Origin of the sequence: Pseudomonas ceruminis (assembly GCF_021602025.1) — a bacterium.
Classification (GTDB): Bacteria; Pseudomonadota; Gammaproteobacteria; order Pseudomonadales; family Pseudomonadaceae; genus Aquipseudomonas; species Aquipseudomonas ceruminis.
In genome coordinates this window covers 114,794-129,930 of the sequence record NZ_BQHW01000001.1, presented here as the reverse complement: position 1 = coordinate 129,930, position 15,137 = coordinate 114,794, and the positions used below count along the sequence as shown (strand labels likewise).

Genomic DNA, 15,137 nt, shown 5'->3' with positions numbered 1-15,137 from the left:
GGAATTGGTTTGGGCTCAGGCCACTGCGGCCAGCTTGGCCTTGGCCTGGTTCAGGCCTTTCTCATGGAAATCACCGCTCATGTTCAGGCCTTCGGCGTGGATGAAATTCACATCGTGAATGCCGATGAAGGCCATTACCTGGCGCAGGTACGGTTCCTGATGGTCACTGGTGGCGCCCGCATGGATGCCGCCACGGGCAGTCAGCACAATGGCGCGCTTTCCGGTCAGCAGGCCTTGCGGTCCGGTGGGCGTGTACTTGAAGGTAATGCCGGCCCGTAGCACATGGTCCAACCAGGCCTTGAGCGTGCTCGGAATGGTGAAGTTGTACATCGGCGCTGCCATCACCAACACATCGGCCGCCAGCAGCTCATCGGTCAATTCGTTGGAGCGGGCCAGAGCATCCCGTTCGGCAGCACTGCGCTGCGCTTGCGGTTTCATCCAGCCGCCCAGCAGGTGGGCATCCAGGTGCGGTACAGGCGTCACAGCGAGGTCGCGCACGGTAATTTCATCGTCAGGGTGCGCCGCGCGCCATTGCTCGATGAAGTCTCGGGTCAACTGACGGGATACGGAATCCTGCTGGCGTGCGCTGCTTTCGATGATCAGTACGCGGGACATGGGTGCCTCCATCGGCAAATAGGGTGCGATTCGATGGAGGTGAGATTAAGGCTTGACCTATCGATAAAAAAGCGTAAAAAGTGGGTTCAATCTATCGATTAATTCGTTTTAATCGGCTTTGCAATCGAGGGCGATACGCAGCTTGATGATTTGCCGGTTGAACTTGGCCGTCACGTCCACGCTTTTACCAGCCGGTACGTTCACCCGGCGTACCCGTGGCGCCTCGGGGCCGTTGCGGAACGTCACCTTGCAGGCCGCCGGCACTTGCCCATAGTTGTTCAGGGTAATGGCACCGATATCGTAAGCGGTGTCGTAGGCGGTGTAGTCCAGCTTGACCCCGGCCAGTTCCTTCTGCACATCGATGGGGTAAGCCATGGCTCCCAGGGGCAGGCACATCAGTATTGCCGCACAACATTTCTTCATGGGGCGCTCTCCTTGAAAGAGCGCAGCTTAGGACAACAGGAGCCAAAGATGAAAGCGCCGCGCGTAACCCTGGATCAGTGGCGAACCCTGCAGGCAGTGGTGGATCACGGGGGGTTTGCCCAGGCCGCCGAGGCCCTGCACCGGTCGCAGTCGTCGGTCAGCTACACCGTAGCGCGGATGCAGGAGCAACTGGGCGTACCGTTGCTGCGCATCGATGGCCGCAAGGCGGTGCTGACCGAGGCGGGTAACGTGCTGCTGCGTCGCTCGCGCCACCTGGTCAAGCAGGCCAGCCAGCTCGAGGACCTGGCCCACCACATGGAGCAAGGCTGGGAGGCCGAGGTGCGCGTGGTGGTCGATGCCGCCTACCCCAGCGCCCGCCTGGTGCGCGCCCTGGCCGCGTTCATGCCGCAGAGTCGCGGGTGCCGGGTGCGTTTGCGTGAAGAGGTATTGTCCGGTGTCGAGGAGGTGATGCACGAAGGCATCGCCGACCTTGCCATCAGCAGTTACAGCATCGGCGGCTACCTGGGCAGCGAACTGAGCGCGGTGGAATTCGTCGCCGTCGCTCACCCCGAGCACAGCCTGCACCGCCTGGGCCGGGAGATCACTTTCCAGGACCTGGAAAGCCAGTTGCAGGTAGTGATCCGCGATTCCGGGCGCGCCCAGCCACGCGATGTCGGCTGGCTCGGCGCCGAACAACGCTGGACAGTCGGCAGCCTGGGCACCGCCACTACCTTCGTCAGCAGCGGGCTGGGCTTCGCCTGGCTACCGCGGCACATGATCGAACGCGAGCTGCGCGAGGGTGTGCTCAAGCCACTGCCGCTGGACCAGGGTGGCAGCCGCCATCCCCTGTTCTACCTTTACTCCAGCAAAGAGAAGACCCTGGGCCCGGCCACGCAGATTCTCATCGACCTGCTGCGCAATTTCGACACCGCGCCACTGGACGTGCCCTTCGCAGCCCCCCCACAAGCCTGAGAGGACCGCGCCCATGGCCTATTTCGAACATGAAGGATGCTCACTGCATTATCAGGAATACGGCCACGGCGAACCCGTTGTGCTGCTGCACGGCCTGGGTTCGAGCAGCCAGGACTGGGAGCTGCAGCTACCCGAACTGAGCCGCCATTACCGGGTGATCCTCATGGACATCCGCGGCCACGGCCGCTCCGACAAGCCTCGCGACGGTTACCACATCGCCACTTTCAGCGAGGACCTGCTGGCCCTGCTGGAGCACCTGCAAACCGGCCCGGTGCACCTGGTCGGGCTGTCCATGGGCGGCATGGTCGGTTTTCAGTTCGCTGTCGATCATCCGCAATGGCTGCGCAGTCTGTGCATCGTCAACAGCGCGCCCGAGGTCAAGCGCCGCAGCCGCAGCGACTGGCTCTGGTGGGCCAAACGCTGGGGCCTGGCGCGTATCCTCAGTGTCGAAACGGTCGGCAAGGGCCTGGCCGAACGGCTGTTCCCCAAGCCTGAGCAAACCGAACTGCGGCAAAAGATGGCGCAGCGCTGGGCACGCAATGACAAGCGCGCCTACCTCAGAAGCTTCGACGCCATTGTCGACTGGGGCGTGCAGGAACGCATCGGGCAGATTCGCTGTCCCACGCTGGTGATTGCCGCCGACCACGATTACACGCCGGTACAACTCAAAGCGCGTTATGTTGCCCTGATGCCCCAGGCAAGGCTGGTAGTCATCGACGATTCCCGGCACGCTACACCCCTCGATCAACCCGAGGTCTTCAACCAGACGTTGTTGCAATTCCTCGCAGCCGCATCCACCTCTCAAGGATCTTTGAGCCCATGCTGAAAAAACTTCTGCTCACCGCCTGCTCGGTCGCCTTCGCCACCAGCGTCATGGCGTCCGACAAGACCCCTCACGTGCTGCTGGACACCAGCTTTGGTCAGGTCGAAATCGAGCTCAATGCCGAGAAGGCGCCGATCAGTACCCAGAACTTCCTCGCGTACGTCGACAGCGGTTTCTACAACAACACCATTTTCCACCGCGTGATCCCAGGCTTCATGGTCCAGGGCGGAGGCTTCACTGAGCAGATGGTGCAGAAAGACACCAAGGCGCCGATCCGCAACGAGGCCAGCAATGGCCTGCAGAACACCCGCGGCACCTTGTCCATGGCGCGCACATCCAACCCGAACTCGGCCACCAGCCAGTTCTTCATCAACGTGGCCGACAACGACTTCCTCAACCCAGGCCGCGATGCCGGTTACGCGGTATTCGGCAAAGTGACCAAGGGCATGGAGGTGGTCGACCAGATCGTCAACTCGCCAACCACCATCAAGAAAGGCATGCGCGATGTACCCGCCGACCCGGTGTTCATCAAGTCTGCCAAACGTATCGACTGACCGCAGGCTGCACAGGGATGTGAGTCCGCCTGGGGCCGGGTAGAACAGGAGTGTTGTCACCCATGCTTTACCGCCGTTTCGAGCAACTGATCGATATCTTCCGCGACGCGCCCAGCGAGTCGCCGCCCACCCAGGTGTGGCCGTTCTACCTGTATTACCTGCGTCAGGTCTGGCCGAGCTTTCTCGCCTTGCTGGTGGTTGGCCTGGTTGCCTCGTTGATTGAGGTGGCGATGTTCAGCTACCTGAGCCGCATCATCGACCTGGCCCAGGGCACCCCGAATGCCAACTTTTTCAGCGAACACAGCGGCGAGCTGATCTGGATGCTGGTGGTGGTCCTGTTGCTGCGGCCGATATTCTTTGGCCTGCACGACCTGCTGGTGCACCAGACCATCAACCCCGGCATGACCAGCCTGATCCGCTGGCAGAACCACAGCTACGTGCTCAAGCAGAGCCTGAACTTCTTCCAGAGCGATTTTGCCGGGCGAATCGCCCAGCGCATCATGCAGACTGGCAACTCCCTGCGTGATTCCGCAGTGCAGGCGGTGGATGCGTTGTGGCATGTGCTGATCTACGCCATCACCTCGCTGGTGCTGTTCGCCGAGGCCGACTGGCGCCTGATGCTGCCGCTGCTGGCCTGGATCGTCTGCTACATCGCCGCGCTGTTCTACTTCGTGCCACGGGTGAAGGAGCGCTCGGTGATCTCGTCCGACGCCCGCTCCAAACTGATGGGGCGCATCGTCGATGGCTACACCAACATCGCGACGCTCAAGCTGTTCGCCCACACCGACTACGAGCAGCAGTATGCCCGTGAGGCGATCAGCGAACAGACCGAAAAAACCCAGCTGGCCTCGCGGGTGATCACCAGCATGGACGTGGTCATCACCACGCTCAACGGCCTGCTGGTGGTGGGTACCACGGGCCTGGCGCTGTGGTTGTGGACCCAGTCGATGATCACCGTGGGTGCCATCGCCCTGGCCACTGGCCTGGTGATCCGTATCGTCAACATGTCCGGCTGGATCATGTGGGTGGTCAACGGCATCTTCGAGAACATCGGCATGGTCCAGGACGGTTTGCAGACCATTGCCCAGCCGGTGACTGTCACCGACCCACCCCAGGCCCCAGCGCTCAAGGTGAGCCGCGGCGCCGTGCGTTTCGATGATGTGGACTTCCATTACGGAAAAGGCGGCAACGTGATCGAGGGGCTGAACCTGGACATACGCCCAGGGGAGAAGATCGGCCTGATCGGCCCATCCGGCGCTGGCAAGTCGACCCTGGTCAACCTGTTGCTGCGCCTCTATGACGTACAGGGCGGGCGCATCCTGATCGATGGGCAGAACATCGCCGAAGTGAGCCAGGCCAGCCTGCGAGCGCAGATCGGCATGATCACCCAGGACACATCGCTGCTGCACCGCTCGATCCGCGACAACCTGCTGTACGGCCGACCCGACGCCAGCGAGGCAGCGCTGCATGAAGCAGTACGCCGTGCACGGGCCGATGAGTTCATCCCGCAGTTGTCCGATGCCCAGGGGCGCACCGGTTTCGATGCCCATGTCGGCGAGCGCGGGGTCAAGCTCTCGGGCGGCCAGCGCCAGCGCATCGCCATCGCCCGGGTGCTGCTCAAGAACGCACCGATCCTGATCATGGACGAGGCCACCTCAGCGCTGGATTCGGAGGTGGAAGCAGCGATCCAGGAGAGCCTGGAGACGCTGATGCAGGGCAAGACAGTGATCGCCATCGCCCACCGCCTCTCGACCATCGCCCGCATGGACCGGCTGGTGGTGCTGGACAAGGGCCACATCGTGGAGAGCGGCAGCCACAGCGAACTGCTGGCTCAGCAAGGGCTGTATGCCCGGTTGTGGCATCACCAGACCGGCGGCTTCGTCGGCGTCGACTGACACGTCACCGGCCCCCACCGCTGCCCTCAACGGCAGTGGTGTGGGGGCCACCTGCGAAGGGGCCAACACGCAAACAGGCTCTCAATCCCGACGGTAAGGCAACATCCCCCGCGCCTCTTCGGCATACGCCCTAACCCCTTCCCGTTCCTGATGCAGAAAGTCCTCCACCGCGCGCCGCAGCCCCGGGTGCAGCAGGTAATGCCACGACCGCGTCAGCACGGGCTCGAACCCGCGAATCAACTTGTGCTCACCCTGCGCGCCGGCATCGAAACGCTGCAATCGTTCAGCAATCGCAAAGTCCATGCCCTGGTAGAAGCAGGTTTCGAAGTGCAGCCGGTCGAACGCGTCCAGGCTGCCCCAGTAACGGCCAAACAGGCTGTCGCCCCCCACCAGGCTCAAGGCCATGGCCACCGCTCGTCCACCCTGCCGAGCCATCACCACCCGCAGCGCCTGGGGCATGCGCTCGGCCAGCAGGCTGAAGAACTCGCGGGTCAGGTACGGCGTGCGCCTGCGCACCGCGTAGGTGTTGGCATAGCACAGGTAGACGAAATCCCACTGCGCCTCATCCAGTTCATCGCCCCGGTACCAGCGAAAATCGATGCCCTGCCCGGCCACCTGCTCACGCTCCTTGCGCATCTGCTTGCGCTTGCGTGAGCTCAAGGTGTCGAGAAAGTCCTGGAAGTCGCGGTAGCCTTGGTTGCGCCAGTGGAACTGGCACCCCAAACGCTCCATCCAGCCCGGCGATTGGGTCATCTGTGCATCCAGGCCCGGGTCGGTGAAGTTGATATGCGCCCCGGAGAGCCCGCCTTTGCCAAGGTATTCGGGCAGGGCCTGGAGCACGAGCAGCGCGTCGGCAGGGTCGGTCGCCAGCAGGCGTGGGCCGCTGACCGGGCTGAACGGCACCGCGCCGAGCAGCTTGGGGTAATAGGCGATACCGGCGCGCTCGCAGGCATCGGCCCAGCCGTGATCGAACACGTACTCACCGAACGAATGCCACTTGCGGTAGGCGGGCAACAGCGCACGCACCTGCCCGTCGCGCTCCAGCACCAGGTGCTCGGCCGCCCAGCCAGTGGCCGGCGCGACACTGCCGCTGTCTTCCAGGGCGCTGAGAAACGCATGCTGCAAGAACGGTTGGCCGGCAGGCACCAGGGCGTCCCAGGTCGCCGCTGGCAGGTCACGCAAATGGGCAAGGCTGTAGAGGCTGGTCACGGTTTCGACTCGCGGTATGGAGCCATCAGTATCAGGGAACAGCGGCATGTCACTCAAATGACGATTACCTGACCAGCCCTTTTAGCTTCAATTACTTAACAACAGTGCCACCAATTAGACATTATTCTGTCATTCGCCCTCGCAATACTTGCGCCTGTTTTCCGGAACCCCAGAACCTGTCTATTCAGGCCCTTTCCGAAGACATGCCAACATGGGGCGGGCGCTGAGCCTCCCCAATTTTTTTCAGTAGGGAGAACCTTATGCGTCTTGTTTCTACACTTACCGGAGTGAGCCTCACCGGCATGATGCTGGCTCTGAGTACTCCGGCCAGTGCTGCTGTCGACGCCAAGCTGCTCGAAATGCTCCGCGCCAATGGCTCGATCAACCAGGCGCAGTACAACGAACTGCAAGGCGACCTGGCAAAAGAAACCAAGGAAAAGGCCGACCAGAAAGCTCAGTCCGAACGTATGAGCTCTTTCGAACAAAAAGTGGCATGGGCCGCCAAGACCCAGATCAAGGGTGATGTGCGTCTGCGCTACGAAGACGTCAACGTCGACAACCCGATCTCCCGCAGTGGCAACCAGGACCGTGAGCGCGTGCGTGCCCGCGTCGGTTTCTACAGCGAGATCAACCCGCAAGTGGACGCCGGCGTGCGTGTGGCCACCGGCAGCAGCGCCGATGCCCGCTCGACCAACCAGAGCCTGGACAACTACTTCGAGAAGAAATCGCTGTGGGTCGACCTGGCCTACCTCGACTGGCACCCGACTGCCGTGCCGAACCTGCATTTGATCGGCGGCAAGATGAACCAGCCGTGGGTAAGCATGGGCGACATCATCTGGGACAGCGACATCAACCCCGAAGGCGTGGCCGTCACCTACAAGACCAACCTCGGTGCGGCTGAAGTGTTCGGCAGCGTCGGTCACTACAACCTGAAGGACAACGTCGACGGCGACGGCGTGCAGTTCAAGCACGATGCACAGCTGTACCACGGCCAGTTGGGCACCAAGTTCAACGTCGCCGATACCGTCAAGCTCACCGTCGGTGGCAGCATCTACGGCTTCGACAACGACAAGGCCTCTGCTGCCCTGCGCTCGCTGGGCAACACCACCGACGAGTTCAACCTGGTGGAAGGCTTCGGTCAGGTGGACTTCACCGGCTTCGCCATCCCGCTGTCGGCCTACGGCCAGTTCGTCAAGAACACCGAAAGCACCGATGGCAAGGACAAGGCCTGGCTGGCCGGCCTGAAAACCAAAGTGGGCGCCTGGAGCCTGGACTACAACTACCGCGACGTACAGCGTAACGGTGTGGTCAGCCTGTTCACCGATTCGGACTTCGGTAACGGCTTCACCGGTTCGCGCGGTCACAAGTTCAAGGTCGGTTATGAAATCGACAAGAACTTCTCCCTCGGCGCGGCTTACCTGATGGCCAAAACCGACTACTCGAACCTGCCGAACAGCAATGCTGACGTCGATACGCTGCAGGTGGACCTGGAAGCCAAGTTCTAAGCAATACCGCTGTGCTTTACCCAGGCGGGAAATGCCGACCCCATCCGGCATTTCCTGCCTTTTTTTGTCTGCGAAAACAGGGGCCGCGCGGCCCCGGCAATCTCAACGTTTACGCAGGATCACACTGCCGATCGAATACCCCGCGCCAAACGAGCTCAACACACCCAGCGAACCCTTGGCCAGGTCATCCTGGTAGAGGTGGAAAGCGATCACCGAGCCCGCCGAACTGGTGTTGGCATAACGGTCGAGAATAACCGGTGCATCCTCTTCGGCCACTTCACGCCCCAACAGCTTCTTGACGATCAGGTGGTTCATGCTCAGGTTGGCCTGGTGCAGCCAGAAGCGCTTGACGTCGGACGGTTGCAGGTCGTTTTCGGCCAGGTGCTTGCCGATCAGCTCGGCGACCATCGGGCAGACTTCCTTGAACACCTTGCGGCCTTCCTGCACGAACAGCTTGTCCCGCGTACCGATGCCTTCTTCCGCCGCACGGTTGAGGAAGCCAAAGTTGTTGCGGATGTTGTTGGAGAACGCGGTCTGCAGCTTGGTCCCCAGGATGTCGAACTGATGCGCCGATGTGGCCTGGTCGGCGCGTTCGACCAGCACAGCGGTGGCCGCATCACCGAAAATGAAGTGGCTGTCGCGGTCACGGAAGTTCAGGTGGCCGGTGCAAATTTCCGGGCTCACCACCAGCAGTGCACGGGCCTGGCCCAGTTGCACGCTGTTGGCGGCCGTCTGGATGCCGAACGTGGCCGAAGAGCACGCAACGTTCATGTCGAAAGCAAAACCCTGGATGCCCAAGGCCTGCTGCACTTCGATGGCAATGGCCGGATACGGGCGCTGCAGGTTGGAGCAGGCGACGATCACCCCATCGACATCAGCTGGCGTGCGGCCCGCGCGCTCCAGCGCCTGGCGCGCAGCGGCCACGCCCATTTCGCACAGGATCGACTGCTCGTCGTTGGAACGCTCGGGCAGGCGCGGTTTCATGCGCTGTGGGTCGAGGATGCCGGCCTTGTCCATGACGAAACGGCTCTTGATGCCCGAGGCCTTTTCGATGAACGCCGCATCGGACAGCGGTGCTGGCTCGACCTCGCCGCGCTCGATGGCCGCGGCATTGTCGCGGTTGAACTGCTGCGACCAGGTGTTGAAGGATTGCACCAGTTCTTCGTTGGAAATGCTCTGGGCCGGGGTATACAGGCCGGTGCCGCTGATCACGACGTTATGCACGGTCGTTCCTCTGGTCAAAGGCCACCGCCACGGGGCGTTGGCTGGAAAATGCATAATGGCACTTTAGTGCCAATTCTCGGGCGAAGGCTGTGCCCTTCGGGGGCGGGTGACCCGCCCCCACAAGGGCCGCCAGGCGACCCCAAATTGCCTCAATATTGCCACAACTTCGGGTGTTTAGGCTTCCACCTGCGACCACTGTTTGCTCAGACGCTTGTCAGAAATCGGTACCTTGGTGCCCAGCTGCTGAGCAAACAGCGAGACCCGATATTCCTCCAGCAACCAGCGGTACAGGGTCAGTTGCTCATCGCGCTTGCCCTCTTGGGCGTGCTTGTCGGCACGGGCCTTGTATTGCGCCCACAGGTTACCCAGCTCGCCACTCCATACCCGGTCCTTCTGCACCTGGGCGCCGAGCTTCTCGAGGCGCAGCTCCACCGCCTTGAGATAGCGCGGCAACTCCTTGAACCAGGCGCTTGGGGTTTCGCGTACAAAGCCCGGATAGACCAGGTTGGCCAACTGCTGCTTGATATCGTTCAAGGCCACTGCCTGGCTCAGGTCGATCTTGCCCTTGAAGCGCTTCTGCAGGCCGTGCCATAGCTTGAGCACCTCCAGCGTCTGACGCGCCAGGCGCTCGGCATGCTCGGCCCAGCTGCCGCGCTTGCGCTCGGCCAGCCCGGCCAGTGCCGCGCCATCACGTGGCAGCGTGGCTTCCCCTTCGAGGATGCAAGTGTCCAGGCTGGCCAGCAGAATGTCCTCGACCAGTGCCTCGACGCGGCCCAGTTCGCGGTACAGCAAGCCCAGTTCGGTCAGCCCCGGCAATTTGCTACGCAGGAACTTGGCCGGCTCTGCCAACTGCTGCAGCAACAGGCGCTGCAAGGCGCGGCGATGCTGGAACGCCGCCTCGGCCTGGGTCGAGAAGCGCCCTTCCCGCACGGTGCCGTTTTCCTCCACCAATGCCGGATAAACCGTCATCGACAGGCCGGCGATCTTCTGCTGGGCGGTCTGCTTGACCTCACTGAAAGCCTTGGCCTGCACCGGCTGCTCGCTTTTTTCATTGCGTGGCACGGCCAGCGCCGCCTGGCTGGCAGCCGCGAAGCGGGCGGTCAACTGCGCCAGGTCGCGGCCCTCACCCAGGAATTTGCCCTGCCCATCGACCACCTCGATGTTCATGCGCAGGTGCCCTTCGACCAGGCCGACGGACTCCTCCCAGGCTTCGTCAGGCACCCGGGCGCCGGTCATGCGCAGCAGCTCCTGGCCCAAGGCCTGGGGCAATGCCCCCTGGCCGAACGTCATGCGCGCCAGCGAGGCCTTGACGAAGTCCGGCACCGGCACGAAGTTCTTGCGCAGGGCCTTGGGCAGGTTGCGCACCAAGGCCACGCACTTGGCTTCGAGCAAGCCCGGCACCAGCCACTCCAGGCGTTCACCCGGCAGGCTCGGCAACAACGGTGCCGGCACCCGCACGGTAACGCCATCACGCGGGTGACCGGGTTCGAAGTGGTAGCTCAGCGGCAGGCGCAACGGCCCCACCTGCAGGCTGTCGGGGTATTGCGCCGCGGTGACTTCGCTGGCCTCACGGGCCAGCACGTCTTCCTCGCGCATGATCAGCAGGTTGGCGTCCTTCTGGCTGCCCATGCGGTACCAGCTGTCGAACGTCGCGGTCTGGTGGATCTCGGCGGGCAGCCGCGCTTCATAGAAGGCGTAGAGGGTTTCTTCATCGGCGAGGATGTCGCGCCGACGGGCCTTGGCCTCCAGTTCGTCGAGCGCTTCGAGCAGGCGCTTGTTGGCCGCCAGGCACTTGGCCCGCGACTGGATTTCGCCACCCACCAGCCCTTCACGGATGAACAGTTCACGCGAGGTAACCGGGTCGATCGGGCCGAAGTGCACCGGACGGCGGCCAACCAGGATCAGCCCGTACAGGGTGATCTGCTCGTAGGCCACCACCTGGCCACGCTTCTTCTCCCAGTGCGGTTCGAAGTGGTTCTTCTTGACCAGATGGGTGGCCAACGGCTCGATCCAGTCAGGCTCGATTCTGGCGACCATGCGGGCGTACAGCTTGGTGGTTTCGACCAGCTCGGCGGCCATCAGCCACTGCGGGCGCTTGCGGCCCAGGCCCGACGACGGGTGAACCCAAAAGCGCCGCTGCCGGGCGCCCTGGTAGTCGCCGTCCTCGGTCTTGTGGCCGATCTGGCTGAGCAAGCCGCTGAGGATGGCCTTGTGCATCTTCGCGTAGTCGGACGGTTCCTTGTTCACCGTCAACTGCAGGTCACGGCAGATGAGTGCCAGCTGACGGTGCGCATCGCGCCACTCGCGCAGGCGCAAGTAGTTGAGGAAGTGCTTGCGGCACCAGTTGCGCAGCGGGTTGGCGGTCAGCGCTTGGCGCTGCTCCTCGAAACCCCGCCACAGGTTGACCAGCGCGGCGAAGTCCGAATCGACGTCCTTCCACTGGGCATGCGCCTGGTCGGCGGCCTGCTGGCGCTCCGGCGGGCGCTCACGGGGGTCCTGCACCGACAGCGCACTGGTGACGATCAGCACCTCCTGCAGGCTGCCCTGGCGGGCGCCTTCAAGCAGCATCCGGCCTAGCCGCGGGTCGATCGGCAAGCGGGCCAACTGGCGGCCCAGGGGCGTCAGCTGGTTTTCGCGGTTGACCGCCGACAGCTCCTGCAGCAGGTTGAAACCGTCGCTGATGGCCTTGCCATCCGGCGGCTCGATGAACGGGAAGGCATCGATGGCGCCCAGGCGCAGGTGCAGCATCTGCAGGATCACCGCCGCCAGGTTGGTGCGCAGGATCTCCGGGTCGGTAAATGCTGGTCGGCTGTTGAAATCCTCTTCACTGTACAAGCGGATGCAGATGCCCGGCTCGACCCGGCCGCAGCGGCCTTTACGCTGGTTGGCGCTGGCCTGCGACACGGCTTCGATTGGCAGGCGCTGAACCTTGGCCCGGTAGCTGTAGCGGCTGATACGTGCGGTGCCGGTATCGATCACATAGCGGATACCGGGCACGGTCAGCGAGGTTTCCGCAACGTTGGTGGCCAGCACCACGCGGCGCCCGGCGTGCGACTGGAAGATGCGCTGCTGCTCGGCCGGTGACAAGCGCGCATACAGCGGCAGAATCTCGGTGTGGCGCAACTGCGCCTTGCGCAGAATCTCGGCGGCATCGCGAATTTCGCGCTCACCCGGCAAGAACACCAGCACGTCGCCGGGGCCTTTGCCCACGCTGCGCTCGTGGTGGGCAATTTCGTCGAGGGTGGCGAGGATGGCCTGGTCGACGGTGAGGTCGTCCTCGACCTGGTTGCCCTCTTCGTCCTGCTCACTGGTCAGCGGGCGGTACCAGGTGTCGACCGGGAAGGTGCGGCCGGACACCTCGATGATCGGCGCGCCATCGAAGTGCTGGGAGAAACGCTCCAGGTCGATGGTCGCCGAGGTGATGATCAGCTTCAGGTCCGGGCGGCGATGCAGCAGCGTCTTCAGGTAGCCGAGCAGGAAATCGATGTTCAGGCTGCGCTCGTGGGCTTCGTCGACGATGATCGTGTCGTAGCGTTCGAGGAAGCGGTCGTGCTGGGTTTCAGCCAGCAGGATGCCGTCGGTCATCAGTTTGACCAGGGTATTGGCGTCGCTCTGGTCCTCGAACCGCACCTGGTAGCCCACCAGCCCGCCCAGCGGGGTGCCCAGTTCCTCGGCCACACGCGCCGCAACGCTGCGGGCCGCGATGCGGCGGGGCTGGGTGTGGGCAATCAGGCCGTGGCTGCCACGGCCCAGCTCCAGGCAGATCTTCGGCAACTGGGTGGTCTTGCCCGAGCCGGTTTCGCCGGCGATCACCAGCACCTGGTGCTCGGCCAGGGCCTTCTTGATCTCGTCGCGCTTGGCGGCAATCGGCAGGCTGTCGTCGTAGCGGATGTGCGGCACGCGCTGTTGGCGGGCGGTGACCTGGGCGCAGGACGCCTGGACCTTCTCGACCCACTGCGCAAGCTTGGCCTCGTCGGGGCGCTTGCGCAGCTCATGCAGTTGCCGGCGCAGGCGATGGCGGTCGGCGATCATGGCGTGGTCGAGGTTTTGCAGCAGTTTGTCGATGGCGTGGTCAGTCATGGGGCTTTTTAATGATGCAGGTGGGCCTGCTTTTTCATGATCGGCATTCGAAGGATGCGCGATTGTCGCAGATTCGCGGGTACTTTGCTGTCTGTACTGGCCTGTTCGCGGGCAGTCACACCCATTGCAATGTTTAGCCAACAACGATGTAAAGGTTGCCATTCACTGCTTTAATCGACCTTACGCCGCATGTGAGTATCCAGGCATGACCCCCGCCCAGCCCATCGCCCCGCCGCTGTCACGCCCTTCGCTACCGAAGGCCCGGACCCGCGCCGGCGAAAATCCGCTGGTCCATGTAATCCTCGCCTTCTGGGCCTTGTGGCACTGCCGACACGCCCGCCCACCGGATATTTCGCTCTCGCCGCTGTGACCAGACGCGGCCGCCCCTCGGCCGATTGACTCAGTTTGGACCGCACGCCTGTGCGGCGGTCCTGTGCGCTTATGAGCGAATTCACCATGCACTTTGCCCCCGTAGAACACGCCAGCCGTTTCCTCGCTGAAAACCCCGATATCGAGCTGTTCGAACTGTTCATTCTCGACGCCAACGGCGTCCCTCGCGGCAAGCTGCTGCACCGCGACGAGCTGCTGGCGGTGTACCAGAGCGGTCGGCCCCTTCCCAGCACCATCCTGGGCCTGACCCTCAACGGCGATGACGTGGAAAACTCCGGCCTGGTGTGGGACGTCGGCGACATCGACTGCCGCGCGTACCCGCTTGCAGACAGCCTGGTGCGCCTGCCGTGGCGCCGCGTGCCGACCGCTGCCGTGCAGGTCAGCATGCACCCTAGCGAAGGTTTGCCAGCCAGCGTTGCCGACCCGCGTCATGTGCTGCTGCGCACCATCGAGGCGCTCAAGGCCGACGGCTATCACCCGGTGATGGCCTGCGAGCTGGAGTTTTACCTGCTCGACCAGCAGCGGGACGCCCAGGGCCGCCCGCAACCGGCACTGGATAACGATGGCGGCCGCCCCCGCAGCACTCAGGTCTATGGCCTGCGCGAACTGGAGCAGATCGAGCCGTTCCTTGCCGACCTTTACGCCGCCTGCAAGGCCCAAGGCATCCCTGCGCGTACCGCCATTTCCGAATACGCGCCGGGCCAGGTGGAAATCACCCTGGAGCATGGCGATGCCCTGGCCGCCATGGACCAGGCGGTCCGCTACAAGCGCCTGGTCAAAGGCGTCGCGCATGCCCATGGCATGCAGGCCTGTTTCATGGCCAAACCGTTCGCGCAACTGGCCGGCACCGGCATGCACATGCACCTGAGCCTGGCCGACAGCGCGGGCAACAACCTGTTCGCCAGCGAGGACAAAGCCGGCACACCGCTGCTGCGCCAGGCCGTGGCGGGCATGCTGCGTCACCTGCGCGATTCGTTGTTGCTGTTCTGCCCCAACGCCAACTCGTTCCGCCGCTTCCAGGCCAACAGCTATGCACCGCTGGCCCCGACCTGGGGCGTCGACAACCGCACGGTCAGCCTGCGCGTGCCCGGCGGGCCGGCCAACAGCCGCCATGTCGAACACCGTATCTGCGGCGCCGATGCCAACCCCTACCTGGCCGCCGCCGCCATTCTGGCTGCCAGCCACCGCGGCATTCGCGAGCAGCTCGACCCCGGCGCCCCGGTCGAGGGTAACGGCTACGCCCAGGCCACCGAGCACCTGCCTACCGACTGGCTGACCGCCCTCGACGCCCTGGAGCGCTCGGAATGGGCCAGGGAAGCCCTTGGCGAGGCATTCCTCGGCGTGTACCTGAAGGTCAAGCGTGCCGAATACCGCCAGTTCATGGCTGAAGTCAGCGAGCAGGACTGGCGCTGGTACCTGCACCAGGCCTGAGCCCTACCCTATTTAC

11 protein-coding genes are annotated in these 15,137 nt (G+C 63.5%); 6 read left to right on the top strand and 5 right to left on the bottom strand.

Annotation, left to right across the window (positions count from 1 at the left end; genetic code table 11):
- Positions 1-15: 15 nt before the first annotated feature.
- Together L6D80_RS00615 and L6D80_RS00610 are read right to left on the bottom strand one after the other, a co-directional pair.
- Complete coding sequence (locus tag L6D80_RS00615; RefSeq protein ID WP_054901960.1) at positions 16-615, bottom strand: FMN-dependent NADH-azoreductase; 600 nt, start codon at positions 613-615, stop codon at positions 16-18.
- A gap of 108 nt (positions 616-723) precedes the next feature.
- Complete coding sequence (locus L6D80_RS00610; protein WP_176513356.1) at positions 724-1,038, bottom strand: 3-phosphoglycerate kinase; 315 nt, start codon at positions 1,036-1,038, stop codon at positions 724-726.
- 48 nt (positions 1,039-1,086) lie between these two features.
- On the opposite strand from L6D80_RS00610, the gene L6D80_RS00605 reads away from it, so the two are divergent.
- The 4 genes from L6D80_RS00605 to L6D80_RS00590 all read left to right on the top strand — a co-directional run bounded on the left by L6D80_RS00605 (position 1,087) and on the right by L6D80_RS00590 (position 5,282).
- Positions 1,087-2,010: a LysR family transcriptional regulator gene (locus L6D80_RS00605; protein WP_054901962.1), complete on the top strand. Its 924-nt coding sequence runs from the start codon at positions 1,087-1,089 to the stop codon at positions 2,008-2,010.
- A 13-nt stretch (positions 2,011-2,023) separates the two neighbouring features.
- A complete protein-coding gene (locus L6D80_RS00600) occupies positions 2,024-2,836 on the top strand; it encodes an alpha/beta fold hydrolase (protein WP_054901963.1) in 813 nt (270 codons plus the stop codon).
- On the top strand, positions 2,830-3,387 hold the full coding sequence (locus L6D80_RS00595) for a peptidylprolyl isomerase (protein WP_054901964.1): 558 nt from the start codon (positions 2,830-2,832) through the stop codon (positions 3,385-3,387). Before L6D80_RS00600 ends, L6D80_RS00595 begins: the two co-directional genes overlap by 7 nt.
- A gap of 62 nt (positions 3,388-3,449) precedes the next feature.
- Positions 3,450-5,282, top strand: a complete 1,833-nt coding sequence (locus L6D80_RS00590; RefSeq protein ID WP_054901965.1) for an ABC transporter ATP-binding protein — start codon at positions 3,450-3,452, stop codon at positions 5,280-5,282.
- A gap of 81 nt (positions 5,283-5,363) precedes the next feature.
- Here the strand turns inward: L6D80_RS00590 and L6D80_RS00585 are convergent, their stop codons facing one another.
- Positions 5,364-6,491, bottom strand: a complete 1,128-nt coding sequence (locus L6D80_RS00585; RefSeq protein ID WP_176513355.1) for a GNAT family N-acetyltransferase — start codon at positions 6,489-6,491, stop codon at positions 5,364-5,366.
- A gap of 260 nt (positions 6,492-6,751) precedes the next feature.
- On the opposite strand from L6D80_RS00585, the gene L6D80_RS00580 reads away from it, so the two are divergent.
- Positions 6,752-7,996 carry a putative porin gene (locus L6D80_RS00580; protein WP_054901966.1) on the top strand — a complete coding sequence of 415 codons (1,245 nt, stop codon included), beginning with the start codon at positions 6,752-6,754 and terminating at the stop codon, positions 7,994-7,996.
- Positions 7,997-8,098: 102 nt separating this feature from the next.
- On the opposite strand, the gene L6D80_RS00575 is transcribed toward L6D80_RS00580, so the two are convergent.
- Entirely contained in the window at positions 8,099-9,220 is a 1,122-nt protein-coding gene (locus tag L6D80_RS00575) for a beta-ketoacyl-ACP synthase III (protein ID WP_054901967.1), read from the bottom strand.
- A 174-nt stretch (positions 9,221-9,394) separates the two neighbouring features.
- Positions 9,395-13,300: an ATP-dependent RNA helicase HrpA gene (gene hrpA / locus L6D80_RS00570; protein WP_176513350.1), complete on the bottom strand. Its 3,906-nt coding sequence runs from the start codon at positions 13,298-13,300 to the stop codon at positions 9,395-9,397.
- Between the two features lie 456 nt (positions 13,301-13,756).
- On the opposite strand from hrpA, the gene L6D80_RS00565 reads away from it, so the two are divergent.
- Complete coding sequence (locus L6D80_RS00565; protein ID WP_054902050.1) at positions 13,757-15,121, top strand: glutamine synthetase family protein; 1,365 nt, start codon at positions 13,757-13,759, stop codon at positions 15,119-15,121.
- The last annotated feature ends 16 nt before the right edge of the window (positions 15,122-15,137 follow it).